We start from the raw sequence: 16,266 nt of genomic DNA on the forward strand, positions 1-16,266 counted from the left end.
CCCCACCGCATAGGCTGTGCGGAACACCGGACGCAGCAGGGGGCAACCGCCATGACGACAGGTCGGCTCGGGCAGCAAGCCGCGCCACCGAACGCGGCCTACGCCGGGCAGGTCGTGCACTTCCCGGACCCGGTCCGGGCGTCCCGCCACCCCAGAGGTGTGCGCGTGGACGGGAACGGCCATCCGGAACTCTCGCCGTACGCGCGTGCCGCCGCCGAGATCGCCGATCCCCCGCAGGGGTTCGGCATCGACGAACTGCGGCTCACCGACTACGTGTCGGCGAACGCGGCGCTGGCGGCGAGCGGCCATGAGCTGTGGGACACGATCCCGGCGGTGGCGACGCCGCACGGCTGGACCTGGCACCACGTGGCGGGCGGCAGGCGGATGGAACTGGTCCCGGTCGAGGTGAAGGCGCTGCTGCGCCACCACGCCGGCCTGGCCACGACTCCGGTCGACCAGAACCGGCGCGGCACCCGCCCGTTGCAGGAGACCCGGCCCGCGCACTTCCGGCTGCCGAAGGACGCCGTCTCGGTGAGCGAGCAGCAGATCCAGGGCGTGGAGGAGGACCTCGGCTACCGGCTGCCGGGCGCGTACCGCTCCTTCCTCAAGGCGGCGGGCGGTTCGGCCCCGGCGGGCGCCGCGCTGGACGCGGAGCTCGGTCTGCTGGTGGACCAGCCGTTCTTCACCGTGCGGGAAGAGGCCGCGGTGAACGACCTGCTGTACATCAACAAATGCCTGCGGGACCACTTCACCAAGGACTACCTGGGTGTCGGCTTCGTCCAGGGCGGCATCCTCGCCGTGAAGGTACGGGGCGACGGCGTCGGTTCGGTGTGGTTCTGTCCGTACGACGACGCCAGGGACCAGGACGGCTGGAGCGTGCGGGAGCGTGCCGAACGGCTGCTGCTGCCCTGCGGTACGGACTTCGACGTCTTCCTCCAGCGGCTGGCGGGCAATCCGCCGGAGCTGGAGACCGTGGCGAACCTGATGGTGGACGGTGGCTTCGCGCAGGCCGTCCCGGTGGAGGGGTGAGCACGATGGTGACCTTCGCTCAGGCACAGGAGCGGGCGGACGAGTGGGTCAACGGCGATGTGGCCGTGTACCAGCACCGGGAGGTGCGGGTCCGTGAGTTCGAGCTGGGCTTCGTGGTGTGGGCCGAGGACCGGGCGGAGGGCCCCGTCTCGGACGGCGGCCGTCAGCGGCTGGTGATCGCCCGCGACAGCGGTGAGGCCACGTTGTGGCCCGGACTGCCGGTGGGCGAGGTGATCCGGCGGTACGAGGAGGAGTACGGCGCCCCGTCCGACGCGCCGGTCGCTCCGGCGCCGCCGCAGCGCATCGACCTGAACCAGACGTCGTTCCTGCTGACCCCGCCGGAGTGGCTCCAGGAGGCCGCGGACAAGCTGGGGATTCCGGACCGGCGCGCGGACAGGGACAGCGGCGCGGGTACGGGTAGGGGGGCGGACGCGAGTACGGGTGCGGGGGCGACGCCGGTTCCGGGGACGCCCGTGGCATCTGCCGCCCCGTCCGTTCCCTCTCCTCCTTCTCCTCCCTCCGCGCCCTCTCCCGCTGCCCCGGCCGCAGGCGGCCAGGGCGGGCCCGTTGACTACGAGCCGACGGCATCCGACGGTGTTCCCGCGTCCGCGTCGTCCGCGGGCGTGCCCGTGGGGTCCACCCCCTGGGCCGGTACCGACACCAACGGCGGGTCCGACGAGGGCGCGGTTCCGCTGCCCGCGACGGTGTTCGCGCCGCCGCTCTCGGGGGCCGACGACGAGGGGGCCCCACCGCCGGTCGTGCCCGCCGACGCGCCCACGGCGCTGATGTCCGGCGGCAGCCACCTGCCGCGTACGAGCGTCGCTCCCGCACTGAACCCGCAGCGGGGCCCCGGTCCTGGCCCTGGTCCCGGTTCCGGCTCCACCCCCGGTGACATCGCGGACGCGGCCACCAGCAAGGCCGTGGTGCAGCCGCGCGGCACCCGCGGGAGCGGTGCGGGCACCCCGCCGCCGCCCGGTGCCCCGGGGACTCCCGGCGGGCGCTCCGGAGCGACGCCGCCGCCCTCGGGTCCGGGTGCGCCCGGTGCCCCGGCGGGCGGCTATCTGCCGACTCAGCTCGTCGCCCAGCAGGGCCCGCCCGGAGCGCCGCAGCCGCCCGGCCCGCCCGGTCCTCCGGGTGCGCCGGGTGCGCCCATGCCCCCCGGTCCGCCCGGTCCTCCGGGTCTGCCCACGCCTCCCGGTGGCGGGGTGCACCACGCGGCGACGATGTTCGCGGACGGGAGCAACCTCGGTGGCCCCGGCGGCCTCGCCGCTCCGCAGCCGCCCGGCCCGCCGGGCGTGCCCGGTGCCGGTGCGCCGCAGCCCCCCGGCCCGCCCGGTCCTCCGGGTGCGCTCACGCCCCCCGCCCCTCCCGGCGGCGGGGTGCACCATGCCGCGACGATGCTGGCGAGCCCCGGACAGGTCGGCCCCCCGGTGCCCCAGCCGCCCGGCCCGCCCGGTCCTCCGGGTGCGCCGGGTGCCCCCACGCCTCCCGGTCCGCCCGGTCCGCCCGGGATGCCGATGGGCGGTGTCCCCGGCCCCGTACCGCCGAATCCCCACGCGCCGCCGCCTCCGCCTCCGTCGTACGGCTATCCGCAGCAGCCCACCGGTCAGCCGACCGTCGGGCCGGGCTACCAGGCCGTCCTGCGGTTCCGGGCCCCGGACGGGAGCGAGCAGCAGCTGATCCGCCGCTCGGCACCCGGCACCCCGCACCCGGAGTGGCAGATGCTGCACGAGCTGCGCGCCATGAACGTGCCGCCGCAGCAGGTGATCGAGCTGCACACCGAGCTGGAGTCCTGTGAGCTGCCGGGCGGTTACTGCGCGCGGATGATCCGGGAGACCTGGCCGCAGGTGCGGATCACCAGCGTCGCCCCGTACGGCACCGATCACGCGAGCCGCCAGCAGGGCATGCAGCATCTGCTGACCCACCAGGGCGAGCTGCACCAGGTCGCCGACGGTCCGGCCCGCCCTGCGCCGGTACGGGCTCCGCTGCCGCAGCTGCCGCCCGCACCGGCGATTCCGCCGGAGGCGGTCGCGGAGGAGCTGGCGATGGCCTTCGGCCCGCAGGGCGTGCTCCGCTTCGACCAGCGGGCCGTGTCCCGGCAGGGAGTGCCCGAGATTGTGGCGCGGACCCTGGTGTGGGCGGGGCTGCCCGCCGAAATCGGGCCGTTCTTCTGGGCGCAGCCGGGTCAGCCGGTGGTGCCCACGCTGGCCGAGCTGGCCACGCAGCGCCAGGTGCGGCCCGCGTCCGACGCGGGCTCGTACCTCGTGATGGGGACCGACTTCGGCCGGGCGATCTGTGTCCAGTACGGCACGGCGAACATCGTGGCCGTGCCGGTGGAGGCCGGACCGGGCGGTCAGCCGGTGCCGCCGCAGTTCGTGAACACCGGGCTGCCGGAGTTCGTGCGCTCGATGGCGCTGCTCGGCCGGATGTGGCGGTTGCGCTTCGGGCTCAACCCGGAGCAGGCGGGCCGCTGGACCGTCGACTTCCAGGCGCAGCTGGTGGCGCTGGACCCGGCGGCGCTCGCGTCGCCGGAGAGCTGGTGGTCCGTGCTGCTGGAGCAGATGTGGGACGGGCTGCTCTGACCCGTGCAGGCTTTCTTCGGTGACGGCCGTGAGGCGCCCGGACCCCCGCGGGGGACGGGCGCCTCACCCTTTTCCGCGCTGTGATGCCGGTCGCTTCCGCGCCGAAAGCGTTGATCGATTCCGACTTCCTTCACCAATTGCCGCATCCTTGACGTATTGCTGGTGTCGGAGAGTCGGAGAGAGGCTTCAAGGATGAGTGCTGCACCGGAATCCGCGTACGGCTTTGTCGGCGTACGGGGACGTGGCTACCGCCCTGATCAGGTGGACGGCACCGTGGCAGCTCTGTCGGCGGAGCGGGACGCGGCACTGGCCGAGATCTCCCGGCTGTCGGACCTGGCACAGGAGCTGGCCGCCGAGTCGGCCCGGCTGGGCGAGTCCGTCGCCACGCTCGCCCCGCAGACCTACGCGGAGCTGGGTGAGCGGGCCCAGCAGATCCTGGCGCTCGCCGAGAGCGAGGCCGAGACGATGCGCGACGCCGCGCAGACGGAGGGCCAGGAGTGGCGCGACGCGGCCCAGGCGGCGGGGCGGGCGGCCGGGGACGCGGCCCGCGAGCACTCCGGGACGGTATGGGCGGCGGCCGAGGCGTACGCGGATCAGGTGCTCGATGCCGCGCGCGACACCGCCGAGGCCACCGTCTCCAACGCCCGCCAGGAGGCCGCCGAGGTCGGAGAGACGGCCGATACGGCGATGCGCGAGACGCGGCGCCGTACGGCGAGCGTGCTGGCCCACCAGAAGCAGGAGCACACCGAGCGCCGGAAGGTGTCTGAGGCCGAACTGGCTTCGGAGGAAGCCGCGTTGGCAGCCCGGCACGCGGAGCTGACCGCCCGTGCGGAGGCGCTGCTCGCCGACGCGAAGCGGGCGCTCGCGGAGACCGAGGAGGCCGCCCGGCACGGCCAGGAGGACGCGGAGGCGAGGGCCGCCGAACTGCTCGCGGAGGCCGGGGTGCGCGAGGAGCGCGTGGTCCGGGAGACGGAGCGCGTCCTGCGCGAGCACGACGAGGGCCGCGAGGAGGTGCAGGCGCACATGACGCACGTACGCAACTCGCTCGCGGCGCTCACCGGTCGCGTCGCTCCGTCGCAGGACGACGACCGGGCGACGGAGGCCTGAGGGCGGGGCGGATTCGGAGGCGGGACCGGGCGGGCTCAGGCGGCGCTGGACCTGCGGCCTCTGCCGCGTCGGTGCGCCCGGTCGGCTCTGTCGGTCAGGGCGGCGCGCACGGTCTTGATGGAGTCGCCGACGGCGGGCACGTCGCTCGTGGCCGGGGTGTCGCAGTCGAGGCAGTTGCCGGGGCGGGCGGCACGGTAGGCGCGCTCGCACCCGCCGTCGCAGGTCTGCCAGGGCAGGAGGTCCGGCGGGGCGTCGGCGAGGGGTACGGCGGGTGCGGCGGGCAGGGCGACGGGGGTCTCGCCGAGCCGGTAGGCCAGGATGCGGGCCGGGCGGGCCCGGAGCGGGGCGGGCAGCCCGACGGTGAGCGCCTCGGTGATCTGCTCGGCGCCGATGCCCCGGGCGAGCCAGTCGGCGACAGCGGGGGCGAGCGCGGCCACCTCGCGCCGGGACAGGCCAAGCCGGGCGTCGACGATGCGCAGCGAGGCCAGGATGGCGACGGCGTGCGGGTCGGCGTCGGGAAGCGCGAGCGGGGGAGGGGGAGCAACTGGTCCGTCCTGGGCGGGAGTTGCGCCGCCACCCGGGCCGGTCCCGGCAGCGGCATCCGCTTCCGGAGTATCCGGGACTCCCGGAGCTTCCGGCGCCGCATCCCGCACCTCCGGCGCATCTCGCAAGGCCACGTCGTCCGGCTCCGGCGCTGGCACCGGCACCGGCACCGCAGGCTTTCGTGGACGCGGCGGGGCGGCCCGGTCGTCCCCGCGCTCGGGCACGTCGTGGAAGTACGTACGGGTGCCGATCAGGCCGCCGGACCCGCGCACACGGCGCCGTACCAGATATCCGGCGTCCTCCAGCTCCCGCAGCGCGCGGGAGATCAGGATCTCGCCCTCGGTGAAGTGCGCGCACAGCGCCTCGATGCTCACCAGATCGCCGTCCGGCAAGGAGAGGATGTACGCGGCGACACCGACCGTGACGGCGCTTCCGGGGCGCTGAGCAAGGGAGTTGGCCATCACGGTGAAGTTGGCCGTGAGGCGCGTACGTACGTGGATCACGCCGGAGGTCGGAGCTCCGGATTCGGCGCGAAGGCGCGCGTTAGACTGCGAATCAGCCATGGGGAAGGGTCTGTTCTTCCTGATTGGTCAGGCCCTCGTTCGGGATTGCCGTCCCGGCGGGGGCCGTCTTGGTGTGTGAGGTTGTTTCGCTGAACGTAACCGGCCTTTCCCTGTCCAGGCAAACAAGTCACCCTTGTGGGTGATGAGTTGGGAGGGGAGGGAGGGGGGTAGTTCTTTTCACCGGTTCTTAAGGGAGGTCCGTGGCCCACCGGGGTCCGGGCGGGCGGGGGCCCGGTGAGCCGAGACTCGCGTACGGTCTCTTCGTCCACCACGCCGGCCAAGGAGTCGGTCAGTTCCCGCAGATGATCCAGGGCTCGATGCAGTCGTGCCGGACGGCGTACGCGGCGGGACCGCCTTTCTCGACCGCCCGGTAGATCGCGGCGAGGTGCGTATCGAGTCGTTGCATCATCTCGATGCTGCGGAGCTGCTGGTCATCCAGGTAGAAGAGCACGGCCGCGTGGTCCAGGACGGGGCGGATTTCGAGGTCGCGTGTCTTGATGCGGCCGTCCTTGGACAAAGGGACCCAGGACTGGCGAAGGCCGTGAGCGATCCAATCCTCGTCGGGGATGTGCTGTCCGTCCGCCGGGAAGACCTCTCCGATGCGGTGGACGGCCCATCCTCGGCTCCGTAACTCCTCGGCGACGCGGCGACCCAGATTTCGGTCGAGGAAGAACTCAGGCCGCAAGGTGCACCACGGCTTCACACAGAGCGTCCACCTGATCCGGGGTCATGCCGAAGTCGTAGGCGATGTCCTCGACGGTCTCCCCGGATTCCCGCAGGTCGGTAATTGCCTTCACCGAGACCCGGTTGGCCGCGACAACGGGCAGACCGTGCCCGAACCGGGGATCGATCACGACCGGAACCGCGTCTCCATACTGGCTCAGCCGCAGGCTTGAAGGGAAGTCGTCCTCCGCATCCCATGTCAGATGACGGAGGTACCTGGCCACCACCTCTTGGATGGGGGCCTGGCCGTCCCTCGCCCGGCGCAGGTCTCCGAGACCGTGCTCGACGAAGATGTCCACGCCGTCTGTCGCGATGCGCTTCGAGACCAGGCCATAAGGAGTGTCGAAGGCATCCCGCACCGCGCCCGCCGCTTCCCTGATCTCACTCATCCGAAGGCCCAGTGAGCGCAAGGAGCGGAGCACGTGCGCCTCGGCCACGGCGATGAACGGCACGGAGGGCCGGCCCTTGCGCACGGTCTCGACCGCATGGACCAGCGGGGCGCCGGCGGCTCTTCCCTTCAACCAGGCGGTGAGTGTCGAATACGGAATCTCAAGGTACGTGGACGTCTCTGCGGGTGTCAGGAGCCCGTCAGTAAACCTGTCGACCATGATCCGCCGCCCGTTGGTAGCAGCGTCGCATCGTTGCATACCACCTTGCCATCATTGACCGTAGACACATTCCGGAACAAGGCGGGCGCGGCGGTCACGGTGAGGCATGCCTGGCCCGCGCGTACGAGGATCCGGTGGGCGGGGAAACCGCCGCCCGATGGGGGTCGGTTCCCCGCAACCTCATCGGGCGCACGATATACGCCAAGGCGGTGGTCAGCCGTTTCACCGGTCCCGCCCGAACGCGCCCGCGAAGGATCAAGGGCTCCACTGGGTTCTCGCGCGACGGGGCAACAGCCTTCCCCCTGTTGGGTGTTGGTGCAGAGGGTGGTTACGGAAGTTCGGCGACTTTCACTCCGCGTAGTTGGCGGAGGAGGAGGAAGGCGAGCATGCCGGGGTGGCGGGGTTTGCTGTAGGGGGAGAGTTGTCCGTTTTCGGTGGAGTCCCAGCCGGTGGTGGTGAGGCGGTAGAGGGTGCCGGATACCCCGTAGAGGTGGGGTTTGCGTACGCGTAGGAGGACGTGTTCGCCGCGGCGGAGGAAGGGGCATTGCCGCAGGGAGATGCGGGCGTGTTCGGTGCAGAGCGGGGGCATGGTGGTGAGTGATTTCTCGGGCCAGGTGGGGGGTGAGTCCTCGCGCTGCCAGTCGATGAAGAGCCAGCCGTCTTTGTTGCGGTCGGCGGGCTGTGCGCAGATCTGGCAGAGGAGGTGTTCCATGCAGGTGCGTTGGCGGGTGGAGTGGAGGGAGTCGTACTGGACGTGGCCGGGGTCGGGGGACTCCTCGACGCGTACCCAGAGGTTGCCGTGGTTGTCGCGGTCTTCGGGGCGTGGGTTCCGGTAGGTGAGCCGGGGGCCGTTCGCGGTGAATTCGACGGTCAGGGTGGATTCCGGCATGCCTTTGTCGGTGCTCCGTGAGGCGACGTACGGGGTCAGGAGAGGCATGGGTTCCTCCTCGTGGGGGGTGCTGGAGGCCGGGCTAGGCGGGTCGGCCGGTGAGGGTGACGTGCAGTCCGACGGCCGGGTCGGTGACGGTGAGCAGGGTGCCGGGGCCGGTTTCCAAGTGGCGTAGTGCGTCGGTCTGGCGTTGGTCGTCGGTGGCCCAGGCGCGGAGGTTTTCGGGGGCGTCGGAGCTGTGGAAGGTGACCGGCCGGACGTCGTTCTTCGCCCGTGTCCAGGGGGTGGTGTCGGGGGGTTCGGGGTGTCCGTGCCCGTCCGCGAGGCGGAGTGCCTGTCTGCGGAGCCATCGCAGGGCGAGGCGGCGGTTGGGTACGGTGACCCGGCCGATCGGGACCGCGCGCCTCGTCCCGGCGCTCACGGTGACCTCGGCGACGTAGTCCGTGCCAGCGCCTGTGGCGGTGGTGCGTTCGCCGTGGCGGGGGCCGGGGGCGGGGCGGACCAGGCGCTGGAGAAGGTCGGCCGCCCCTTCGACCGCGTGCAGCCGGGCGGTGCGTTCCGCGTCGTGCCGGGCGATCGCGGCGTCCAGCCCGGCGAGGAACAGGGCCCGATAGGCGGGGTCGGTCTCGATACGTTGCAGCTCGGCGAACAGGGGTTGTGGCGGTGGTGGTTGTGGGGCGAGTGCCCGGATGATCCGGGGGAGGTAGCGGCGCAGGAGGATTCCGGCGGCTCCGAGGGCGAGGGCGAGCCGGACCATCACGAACCCCGGCCTCATGACGGCGCTCCGTGCTCGGCCGTCTCGTGGCGCCGGCGCGAGGCCCGGCAGGCGGCCTGTTTGGAGGCATCGCGCTCGGCACCGGCCACGGCCTCGGCGTGGTCGATCTCCTGGCAGCCCCGGCACGGCTCCGGCACGGACAGGCCGTCGTGGACGACCGGCCGTACGAGGGTGCCGGGGGCAGGTACGTGGGGGGTACGTCCGTTCGGAGAACCGTTTTCCGTAGACACGATCGTTCCTCTCCGTGGTCATTCCGCTACCAAGGAGCATCAGCGTGACCTAGGGTCGGCCCGTATTCAACGTGGCAGAAACGGAGAACACATTGGTAAACATCAAGGAGTTGAACCCGGAGTCGTCACCGGAGGCGGCGTACGGCGCACGACTACGCAGCGCACGAGAGGCGCGCGGCTGGAAGCAGGATGACCTCGGTGTACGGATCGGCTACACGGGGCGGCATGTCTCGGGGGTCGAGAACGGCCGCAAACCGCCAACCCGCAGGTTCTCGATCGGTGTTGATGGCGCACTCGGGACCGAAGGAACAGCCGATTCGTTCGAGCGCGAGTGGCGCGAGATCAGCCATGGCAGCCTGCTGGAAGGCTTCCCGGAGTACGTGGGGTACGAAGGCCGGGCAGTAGAGATCCGACTGTATGAAGTAGGCGTCCTCCCCGGTCTGCTCCAGACTCCGGAGTACGCAACGGTCCTTGCCGAGAGCGCTGTCAAGCGGGGAGCTATCACCCCCGAGCAGGCGCGTGAGCGGGTCAGCCTCGTTGCGGAACGGCAAGCCGCGCTCGTCCGGAAGTCCGCCGCGCCACTCGTCCTGGTGGTGCTGGACGAGAGCTGTATCCGACGGCCCGTAGGCGGATTAGGCGTGACGGACGCACAGTTGGCGCGATTGGTGGAGTTCGCTGAGCTGTCGAACACTGTGCTCCAGGTTGCCCCGTTCGATATGGGAGAGCGGCGCCCGTTCAACCTGCCGCTGTACATACTGACGCTTTCAGACCGTCAGCTCATGTCGTACGCGGAGTCAACCCAACGGGGTCATCTCGAACGGGAAAGCACTTCCGTATTGCCCCTGTTGACCGCCTACCATCAGTTGCAGGCTGAAGCGCTCTCACAAGCGGCATCCGTGGCCATGATCGAGCAGTTACGAAAGGGCACCCCGTGACGACAGAATCCCTCCATTGGTTCAAGTCTTCATACAGTGACAACGGCGGCGCCTGCGTCGAGGTCGCTGCCAACCTCGCCGCCTCGCGCGGCATGGTCCCCGTACGTGACTCCAAGGATCTGCGCGGTCCCACCCTGGGCCTTCGCGCTGACGCGTTCGCTTCCTTCGTGGCGGGCGTGAAGGCCGGAGAGTTCGGCACCGTCTGAACCCCCGGTTCCTCACCGAGCCGGACAGCCCCGCCGTGCGTCTCGCATGGTGGGGCTGCGTGCTGTTCCGGTGTCCAACTCATGCAAGTCCGCAGGGACCGTCCGGCCGGGTCAACTGGACTGGGAATGCATTTCACTTCCGCGCCCGTTGGCGGCCTACTGGCAATGGTGGTCGGTGGTGCTGCGCCCGACCGGCCTAGGTGGTCATGATCCGCAGATGATGAAAGGGCTCCCCGTGACGACCGAATCCCCCCGCTGGTTCACGTCCTCGTACAGCAACAACGGCGGCGACTGCGTCGAGGTTGCCGTCAATCTCGCCGTCCCGCGTGGCGTGGTCCCCGTACGTGACTCCAAGGATCTGCGCGGTCCCACCCTGGACCTTCGTGCCGACGCGTTCGCGTGCTTCGTGGCGGGCGTGAGGGCTGGAGAGTTCGGCACCGTCTGAGCACCTGGTTGTTTGCCGATCGGGGTGCAAGCCCCTGGCCGTCCTGCTCACTTGGGCCAGTGGGGCGACGCCCCACAGGTGATCGAGGTCCTGAAACGGAGCCAGCTACCCGACCGCATGGCCAACGCCCCGGCCCGGACCGGCTGCCTGGACAGGGGCGCCGTCGCTCCAGCTCCTCCGGCGAGTAGGGGCGAAGCCGCATCGTGGCATCGGTCGGCCTGCTTGATCACCACGAGACCCGGCATTGGCAGCTTCGTGGCCGGAAGGTCATTGGACTGATGTGGTGCGTGGCGAAGCCCCGCCATACATCACGCCGGGACGTCGGTAGACGGGGCTTCTGATGTCACGCCTGAAGCGGGTTGTCCGGCGTATCGAGCCACGGATGGTCACCGCGGCTGTCGACGGTCAGCCCGAACCGCCCGAAATCCGGGCGGCCCTGCCGCTCCCACCACCGGTAGGCGGCTTCTGTCTCATCCCACAGCCGGCGCGGCCCCGACTGCACCACGAGATACTTACTCGCCCCTGGCTCGTAATCGATGGACGCCCAGGACTGTTCGTCGTCGCTGTAGAACCACACCACATAGGTTCCGTCGTCATCGGGCTCGACAGACCAGAACGTGCCGGGTACACGCAAGCTGATCGCGAACTGTTCGACCCACCCGTCGATGTCTTCCGGAGAAAGCGTCGCCGTGCTTTTGACGCCGCCTGCGGGCCACTCCTGGCCCTTGAGATAGGCGTCGTGATGCGCACGCTGCGAGCGCTGCTGCCGTAGGCGCATAAAGGCGCTGGAGCGGGTGAAGTGGCCGTTGGCCGTACCGTCCTCGTCCACGGTAAGCCGGGCGATCGCCTCGCCGCCGTAGCCGGTTCCCCATGGGGCGACGATTACCCCGCCGGGAACGGTCTGCTCGACCCAGGTGTAAGGGACCTCCCCGATTGAGCAGGTGGCAATAATCCGGTCGTACGGGGCATGCTCCGGACAGCCGAGCCGCCCGTCTCCCCCGACGATCAGCGGGGACAGGCCCGCATCGCGCAGGCTCGCAATCGCACCCTTGGCCACCTCAGGGTCGTACTCGATCGAGACGACATTCTCGGAGCCAAGCCGGAAGGAGAGCAGGGCGGCGTTCCAACCCGTACCCGTACCGATCTCAAGGGCCCGGTGGCCATCCTGCACGTCCAGGTCGGCCAGCATCGAAAGGACCATGTGGGGCTGAGAATTGGAGCTACTGGGGGTAGTCCCGATCCCGTCGCCGGCATGCTGTCCGTCATCCCACTGTGTCGTCAGCGGAATGTCCGAGTACACGGCCTCGAACCAGGCATCCGGGTCCGTGCCACGGTCCACCAAGGCGTTCTGACGGGTACCTGCGGCGATGCCCGGCCAGATGCGTGGGGGCACGAATACGTCCCGAGGGACTGAGTAGAACGTAGGCAGCCATTCCGGATGCAGGGCGCCCGATGCAACGAGCGCGGAGGCGAGCCCCTGAGGGCCCACCTCCTCTTTGCGCGCCGTCATATACCCCTACTTCTTCGGGCCGGAGCCGTCAGACGGGTTGCCGCCGCTCCCCGTGTCCGAGCCGCCGCCACCGTGTCCGCGGCCACTGCTGCCGTCGTCCTGCTGACTGCCACCCTGGCCGCTTCCGGTTCCGCCACCGTGCTTGGGCATGCCCCTGTCTCCTTCGTGAAGTGGTGACCATTGGCTTACTGCCCACCCCGTGAGGAGTGGGGGCTTGCCCGCCCCTGCCAGGCGCCCTACGCCATGACACCCTGCATCCGGGCGCGGGCACCTGTTCGAGCGGGTCCGGCCATGCAGTCTCCTGCCGTGCTGCCCTTGCCATGCCGCACTCTTCCGTGTTGTCTGCCGGACGACGACCAAGCTAGGAAGAGCAGAGGAGGGCTAGCTACGTTGTTGCACAAGATTGCACGCGAGTTACCCGAGTGAAGTAATGGCCTCGGTCACCAGCGCACGGGCACGTCCGCCGTAGACGGCCATCCCTGAAAGCTCGCCGAAGGCCCGTACGTACAAGGCGACTTCGGATGGCGTTGTGACTGTTACGTCTGCCGAAAGCAGTTCCACGGCCGCCCGCTCGTCATCGAACACCATGAACGTCTCCATCGGCCACATGCGGCGGGGGGTGGTACGAGGGATGATCCCCAGAGAGACGGACGGCAGCGACATGACTGCCAGCAGGTAGCCGAGCTGGCCGGCCATGACCCCGGCGTCGCCGAAGCCGTAGTGCAAGACGTCTTCCTCGATGATCAGCGCGAAGCGGTGGTCCCCCTCACGGATCACGCGGGAGCGCGCCATGCGCGCCTCGACTGCTTGATCCACATCATGGGGAATCCGGCGGAACTCCGTGATCGACGTCAGGAGCGCCCGTGCGTACCCCTCTGTCTGGACCAGACCGGGGACGACGTTGGAGCAATAGACGCGGAAGCGCCGCGTTCGCTCGAACAAGGGCACCGCAGATTCTTGGAGCCTGCGCAACCCTGTGCGCTGCTTCCTGCGCCAGTCGACGTACATGGAGTCGGTGGAACGGTTCGCCGCGATCAGGTCGGCAGTCTGGTCCGCGGCGTCGCAAGCCACACACCACGCCCTGATATCGGCGTCCGACGGTGTGGTCTTGGCGTTCCCGATCCGGGATGCTTTGGCCGCGCTCCAGCCGGCCCGGGAAGCCAGCTCACGCCCTGTGAGCCCCGCGCCCAGGCGCAGGTCGCCGAGGCGTGCGGCAAGTGCCTCGCGGGCGGCCTGCGCGCTGGACGATGGAGATACGGGCATGGGTCGGCTGTCCAGGGTGCGATTCGAGTCGTCAGAGCTTGAAATCCTCGTGGGGCGTGGCGCGTCGCCACACCGCCTCAAAAGCAGACGAGCACAGTTCGGCGACGGCGGATGCTTCCGTCCATGCCTCGCCGAGGTACTCGCCGTCTCCTGAGAAGTGGCCGAAGCGAACGATCCCGCCGTCGAACACCCAGAAGTCGTTACCGGGCAACGCCAGGTCGGACGCCTGCCGTCGCGGGAGCCAGCGCACGAGCTCGCCCGCCACCACGTTCATGAACGTGCCGTCGTATTCGAACCGGATGTACTCCGAAACCGGTTCGGAGACGATCCGGGCCCGCCGCACCACGACGCCTCGCGCCACGGTCTCAGCGACGAGCGAGTGCCACGGGCGCCACCACGACGAGCGGTCGTCCGGGTCGTGGCGCTTCCCCGCCTTCCACTCGGCGTAGCGGCCGGTCTCATTGTCGACCGCGTACGAGTCACGCATCTCAAGATGTACGGCGGAGCGGGTGCTACGGGCCAGCACCTCATCGAAGTCGAACGCCGGCCCGCTCTGCTTCATCGCACGCCTTCCTGATAGCGGTCACCATACGCAAGGGCAGCCGAACCACTGCTTCGCTGTCGGGGATGGGGCCGGTCAGCAAGCACTCGGCCAGCCTCACCTCGTCAGTCTTCCACCCTTGGAACAGCATCTCTTCCGCTTCCGCGTCCACCCACACGGTCGGGCAGTTCCGCTCGTCCGTATCGGGGTCCTTCGCGATGAATACCAAGGCCATGACTACCTACCACAGCGAGGGGGATACACCTGACTGCACGACCATCACCCTCTCGGCCGGTTAGGTCAAGAGGCTAGCCAGCCAGGGCAGTTCAGATACGAGAGCATGCAAAAGGGAACAGCCTGTCGGCAGGGAAGGCCGAGGGATTCCTCGCCCTCCTGCACCATCAGCAGCTGTACGACCCGGGGTTTCCGGACCGGTGGCGGGCGCGGGTCCTGGCCGCCATTGCGCATGAGACGTGCGACGGCGTATGCCGCCCGGTGCGATCCGCGGCGGTGGAGCGGTCCGCCCTGCGGTACGCCGCTGTGGCAGGCGTGGAGGTGGCCGGTATGTCCGGCGACCAGCTCGCCCACTGGCTCACCGAGGAAGAGGTGAGTCGGCTCCCGCCCGGGGAAGCGCTGGTGTGGGTCGTCGTCCGCTCCGCCCGCCTGGACGGGGCTTGGACGGTGTGGCCCGGCACGGTGGCCGAAGCAGGCGACCTGCTCGGCTCCGTTCCCGTGGTGGCTGAAGCCGTGGCCGCCGCGTTCGCCCTCAACGCCGAGATCGAGGCATCCAACCCAGACCACACCACGGCCCACCTGAGCGCCGAGCGCATCGCCGGCTCATGCCGTCCGCCGGGACCGTCCGGCCGGGGCAACTGGACTGGGAATGCACTTCACTTCCGCGCCCGTTGGCGGCCTACTGGCAATGGTGGTCGGTGGTGCTGCGCCCGACCGGCCTAGGTGGTCATGATCCGCAGATGATGAAAGGGCTCCCCGTGACGACCGAATCCCCCCGCTGGTTCACGTCCTCGTACAGCAACAACGGCGGCGACTGCGTCGAGGTCGCTGCCAACCTCGCCGTCCCGCGTGGCGTGGTCCCCGTACGTGACTCCAAGGATCTGCGCGGTCCCACCCTGGACCTTCGTGCCGACGCGTTCGCGTGCTTCGTGGCGGGCGTGAGAGCTGGAGAGTTCGGCACCGTCTGAGCACCTGGTTGTTTGCCGATCGGGGTGCAAGCCCCTGGCCGTCCTGCTCACTTGGGCCAGTGGGGCGACGCCCCACGGACGATCGAGGTCCTGAAACGGAGCCAGCTTCCCGACCGCATGGCCAACGCCCCGGCCCGGACCGGCCCGGCTGCCCGGCTGGCCCACGCCCGTGTCCCCCTCACCTGGGGCTACGGTGTCTGCCAGTAGTCCGCCCACGCCCGTGCCGCCTTCACGTGGCGCTCCAGGCCGGGCGTCCCGTACTCATGCCAGGCCTCCCAGGAACGGGCGTCGGCCTCGGCGAGCACCACCACGCCCTCGCGGGGAGCCTCGGCGAACGCGGGAATGCGCCGGCACCACCGGGCGGCCTGCTCGGGAGTCTGCTCGCCGTCCAGGACGAGGCGCTGGCCCCACAGGACCGCGTCCACCCATCCGGGGCCCCGGGCCGCCCACGCCCAGTCGATCAGCCACGTCCGGTCGGTCCCGGGCAGGAAGTTGACCGCCGCCGGATCGCCGTGCACAAGCATGTCCCCCGTCAGCAGCGGCTCATCAACAGGGTCGCAGTACTCCTCCCACCGCCCCCACGCCGGCTTCAACCGGGCCTCGGGCGGCGCGGACGTCGTGCTCAGCTCCTGCAGGACCGTCGTGACGGAGTCCAGATGGGGGCTGTCGTCCGCATAGAAGTCGGCCCACGGTGACGTACTGGTGATCCCCTCGAACCCGAGGACCGTCCAACCGCCCGCTGCCACCCGCCACAGGAGACGTGGTGCGAAGTCGGGCAGGAACGCCGCCACCGCGCTCTCCACGTTCAGCTCGGCCGTCCGCTCATGGTCCTCGGGCAGCCCCTTGACGAAGACCCTCCCGCCGCCGGGGGCGGTCAGCAGGGCGGCGAAGCCCGAGCTGGTCGCGTTGACCATGTCGGCCACCGCACTGCCCTCTCCGACCTGGCCGGCGACCGCCCGCCGTACGGGTTCGGGCAGTTCCTCGTAGGAGCGCAGAGCGACACGCACGGCCGTCTACCTCGCGTGCCTCTGAGGGGCGTTCGGTGGGAATGGCGGGTTCTTGTCCGGCCTCGTCGGCGGGTTGGTCGAGGGGAGTCCCGGCGGGGGGTTGGTTGA

The 16,266-nt window shown here is 70.2% G+C and carries 20 protein-coding genes; 8 read left to right on the top strand and 12 right to left on the bottom strand.

The window, feature by feature from the left end:
- Nucleotides 1-51 precede the first annotated feature (51 nt).
- From OG413_RS15090 to OG413_RS15100, 3 genes are all read left to right on the top strand, one after another.
- Nucleotides 52-1,029: an SMI1/KNR4 family protein gene (locus OG413_RS15090; protein WP_266805909.1), complete on the top strand. Its 978-nt coding sequence runs from the start codon at nucleotides 52-54 to the stop codon at nucleotides 1,027-1,029.
- Between the two features lie 5 nt (nucleotides 1,030-1,034).
- Nucleotides 1,035-3,611 carry an SUKH-4 family immunity protein gene (locus OG413_RS15095; protein ID WP_266805910.1) on the top strand — a complete coding sequence of 859 codons (2,577 nt, stop codon included), beginning with the start codon at nucleotides 1,035-1,037 and terminating at the stop codon, nucleotides 3,609-3,611.
- Between the two features lie 192 nt (nucleotides 3,612-3,803).
- Nucleotides 3,804-4,718: a cellulose-binding protein gene (locus tag OG413_RS15100; protein WP_266805911.1), complete on the top strand. Its 915-nt coding sequence runs from the start codon at nucleotides 3,804-3,806 to the stop codon at nucleotides 4,716-4,718.
- 35 nt (nucleotides 4,719-4,753) lie between these two features.
- On the opposite strand, the gene OG413_RS15105 is transcribed toward OG413_RS15100, so the two are convergent.
- The 6 genes from OG413_RS15105 to OG413_RS15130 form a co-directional block, all read right to left on the bottom strand.
- Entirely contained in the window at nucleotides 4,754-5,824 is a 1,071-nt protein-coding gene (locus OG413_RS15105) for a hypothetical protein (protein ID WP_266805912.1), read from the bottom strand.
- 289 nt (nucleotides 5,825-6,113) lie between these two features.
- A complete protein-coding gene (locus tag OG413_RS15110) occupies nucleotides 6,114-6,509 on the bottom strand; it encodes a toxin-antitoxin system, toxin component, PIN family protein (RefSeq protein WP_266805913.1) in 396 nt (131 codons plus the stop codon).
- Nucleotides 6,499-7,194 carry a DUF433 domain-containing protein gene (locus OG413_RS15115; RefSeq protein WP_323137860.1) on the bottom strand — a complete coding sequence of 232 codons (696 nt, stop codon included), beginning with the start codon at nucleotides 7,192-7,194 and terminating at the stop codon, nucleotides 6,499-6,501. The genes OG413_RS15110 and OG413_RS15115 overlap by 11 nt, the downstream gene beginning before the upstream one ends.
- A gap of 289 nt (nucleotides 7,195-7,483) precedes the next feature.
- Entirely contained in the window at nucleotides 7,484-8,092 is a 609-nt protein-coding gene (locus OG413_RS15120) for a hypothetical protein (RefSeq protein WP_266805915.1), read from the bottom strand.
- Nucleotides 8,093-8,126: 34 nt separating this feature from the next.
- Complete coding sequence (locus OG413_RS46930) at nucleotides 8,127-8,819, bottom strand: hypothetical protein (protein ID WP_323137861.1); 693 nt, start codon at nucleotides 8,817-8,819, stop codon at nucleotides 8,127-8,129.
- On the bottom strand, nucleotides 8,816-9,049 hold the full coding sequence (locus tag OG413_RS15130; RefSeq protein ID WP_266805916.1) for a hypothetical protein: 234 nt from the start codon (nucleotides 9,047-9,049) through the stop codon (nucleotides 8,816-8,818). The genes OG413_RS46930 and OG413_RS15130 overlap by 4 nt, the downstream gene beginning before the upstream one ends.
- A 92-nt stretch (nucleotides 9,050-9,141) precedes the next feature.
- On the opposite strand from OG413_RS15130, the gene OG413_RS15135 reads away from it, so the two are divergent.
- From OG413_RS15135 to OG413_RS15145, 3 genes are all read left to right on the top strand, one after another.
- Entirely contained in the window at nucleotides 9,142-9,984 is an 843-nt protein-coding gene (locus OG413_RS15135) for a helix-turn-helix transcriptional regulator (RefSeq protein WP_266810160.1), read from the top strand.
- Nucleotides 9,981-10,190 (top strand): DUF397 domain-containing protein, encoded by a 210-nt coding sequence (locus tag OG413_RS15140; protein WP_266805917.1) that lies wholly within the window; start codon nucleotides 9,981-9,983, stop codon nucleotides 10,188-10,190. Before OG413_RS15135 ends, OG413_RS15140 begins: the two co-directional genes overlap by 4 nt.
- 235 nt (nucleotides 10,191-10,425) lie before the next feature.
- Entirely contained in the window at nucleotides 10,426-10,635 is a 210-nt protein-coding gene (locus OG413_RS15145; RefSeq protein ID WP_266805918.1) for a DUF397 domain-containing protein, read from the top strand.
- Nucleotides 10,636-10,978: 343 nt separating this feature from the next.
- Here OG413_RS15145 and OG413_RS15150 read toward each other — a convergent pair whose 3' ends face one another.
- The 5 genes from OG413_RS15150 to OG413_RS15170 form a co-directional block, all read right to left on the bottom strand.
- Entirely contained in the window at nucleotides 10,979-12,145 is a 1,167-nt protein-coding gene (locus OG413_RS15150; protein WP_266805919.1) for a protein-L-isoaspartate(D-aspartate) O-methyltransferase, read from the bottom strand.
- Between the two features lie 6 nt (nucleotides 12,146-12,151).
- Complete coding sequence (locus OG413_RS15155) at nucleotides 12,152-12,295, bottom strand: hypothetical protein (RefSeq protein ID WP_266805920.1); 144 nt, start codon at nucleotides 12,293-12,295, stop codon at nucleotides 12,152-12,154.
- A 264-nt stretch (nucleotides 12,296-12,559) separates the two neighbouring features.
- Complete coding sequence (locus OG413_RS15160; protein WP_266805921.1) at nucleotides 12,560-13,408, bottom strand: helix-turn-helix transcriptional regulator; 849 nt, start codon at nucleotides 13,406-13,408, stop codon at nucleotides 12,560-12,562.
- 31 nt (nucleotides 13,409-13,439) lie between these two features.
- Nucleotides 13,440-13,970 (bottom strand): DUF6879 family protein, encoded by a 531-nt coding sequence (locus OG413_RS15165; RefSeq protein WP_266805923.1) that lies wholly within the window; start codon nucleotides 13,968-13,970, stop codon nucleotides 13,440-13,442.
- A complete protein-coding gene (locus OG413_RS15170; RefSeq protein WP_266805924.1) occupies nucleotides 13,936-14,184 on the bottom strand; it encodes a hypothetical protein in 249 nt (82 codons plus the stop codon). Before OG413_RS15170 ends, OG413_RS15165 begins: the two co-directional genes overlap by 35 nt.
- A 329-nt stretch (nucleotides 14,185-14,513) precedes the next feature.
- Between OG413_RS15170 and OG413_RS15175 the strand changes: the two genes are divergently transcribed.
- Both OG413_RS15175 and OG413_RS15180 read left to right on the top strand, forming a co-directional pair.
- Nucleotides 14,514-14,906 (top strand): hypothetical protein, encoded by a 393-nt coding sequence (locus OG413_RS15175; protein ID WP_266805926.1) that lies wholly within the window; start codon nucleotides 14,514-14,516, stop codon nucleotides 14,904-14,906.
- Nucleotides 14,907-14,941: 35 nt separating this feature from the next.
- Nucleotides 14,942-15,151 carry a DUF397 domain-containing protein gene (locus OG413_RS15180; RefSeq protein WP_266805928.1) on the top strand — a complete coding sequence of 70 codons (210 nt, stop codon included), beginning with the start codon at nucleotides 14,942-14,944 and terminating at the stop codon, nucleotides 15,149-15,151.
- A gap of 188 nt (nucleotides 15,152-15,339) precedes the next feature.
- On the opposite strand, the gene OG413_RS15185 is transcribed toward OG413_RS15180, so the two are convergent.
- Nucleotides 15,340-16,158 (bottom strand): aminoglycoside phosphotransferase, encoded by an 819-nt coding sequence (locus tag OG413_RS15185; protein ID WP_266805929.1) that lies wholly within the window; start codon nucleotides 16,156-16,158, stop codon nucleotides 15,340-15,342.
- Nucleotides 16,159-16,266: the final 108 nt, after the last annotated feature.

Source organism: Streptomyces sp. NBC_01433 (assembly GCF_026340105.1).
Classification (GTDB): Bacteria; Actinomycetota; Actinomycetes; order Streptomycetales; family Streptomycetaceae; genus Streptomyces.

What these genes read in the sequence shown, in the direction of transcription:
- OG413_RS15115 (WP_323137860.1), bottom strand. Translation starts at nt 7,194, where the DNA reads ATGCAACGATGCGACGCTGCTACCAACGGGCGGCGGATCATGGTCGAC.
- OG413_RS46930 (WP_323137861.1), bottom strand. Translation starts at nt 8,819, where the DNA reads ATGAGGCCGGGGTTCGTGATGGTCCGGCTCGCCCTCGCCCTCGGAGCC.
- OG413_RS15165 (WP_266805923.1), bottom strand. Translation starts at nt 13,970, where the DNA reads ATGAAGCAGAGCGGGCCGGCGTTCGACTTCGATGAGGTGCTGGCCCGT.
- OG413_RS15105 (WP_266805912.1), bottom strand. Translation starts at nt 5,824, where the DNA reads ATGGCTGATTCGCAGTCTAACGCGCGCCTTCGCGCCGAATCCGGAGCT.
- OG413_RS15095 (WP_266805910.1), top strand. Translation starts at nt 1,035, where the DNA reads ATGGTGACCTTCGCTCAGGCACAGGAGCGGGCGGACGAGTGGGTCAAC.
- OG413_RS15090 (WP_266805909.1), top strand. Translation starts at nt 52, where the DNA reads ATGACGACAGGTCGGCTCGGGCAGCAAGCCGCGCCACCGAACGCGGCC.
- OG413_RS15100 (WP_266805911.1), top strand. Translation starts at nt 3,804, where the DNA reads ATGAGTGCTGCACCGGAATCCGCGTACGGCTTTGTCGGCGTACGGGGA.
- OG413_RS15120 (WP_266805915.1), bottom strand. Translation starts at nt 8,092, where the DNA reads ATGCCTCTCCTGACCCCGTACGTCGCCTCACGGAGCACCGACAAAGGC.
- OG413_RS15160 (WP_266805921.1), bottom strand. Translation starts at nt 13,408, where the DNA reads ATGCCCGTATCTCCATCGTCCAGCGCGCAGGCCGCCCGCGAGGCACTT.
- OG413_RS15175 (WP_266805926.1), top strand. Translation starts at nt 14,514, where the DNA reads ATGTCCGGCGACCAGCTCGCCCACTGGCTCACCGAGGAAGAGGTGAGT.
- OG413_RS15170 (WP_266805924.1), bottom strand. Translation starts at nt 14,184, where the DNA reads ATGGCCTTGGTATTCATCGCGAAGGACCCCGATACGGACGAGCGGAAC.
- OG413_RS15155 (WP_266805920.1), bottom strand. Translation starts at nt 12,295, where the DNA reads ATGCCCAAGCACGGTGGCGGAACCGGAAGCGGCCAGGGTGGCAGTCAG.
- OG413_RS15150 (WP_266805919.1), bottom strand. Translation starts at nt 12,145, where the DNA reads ATGACGGCGCGCAAAGAGGAGGTGGGCCCTCAGGGGCTCGCCTCCGCG.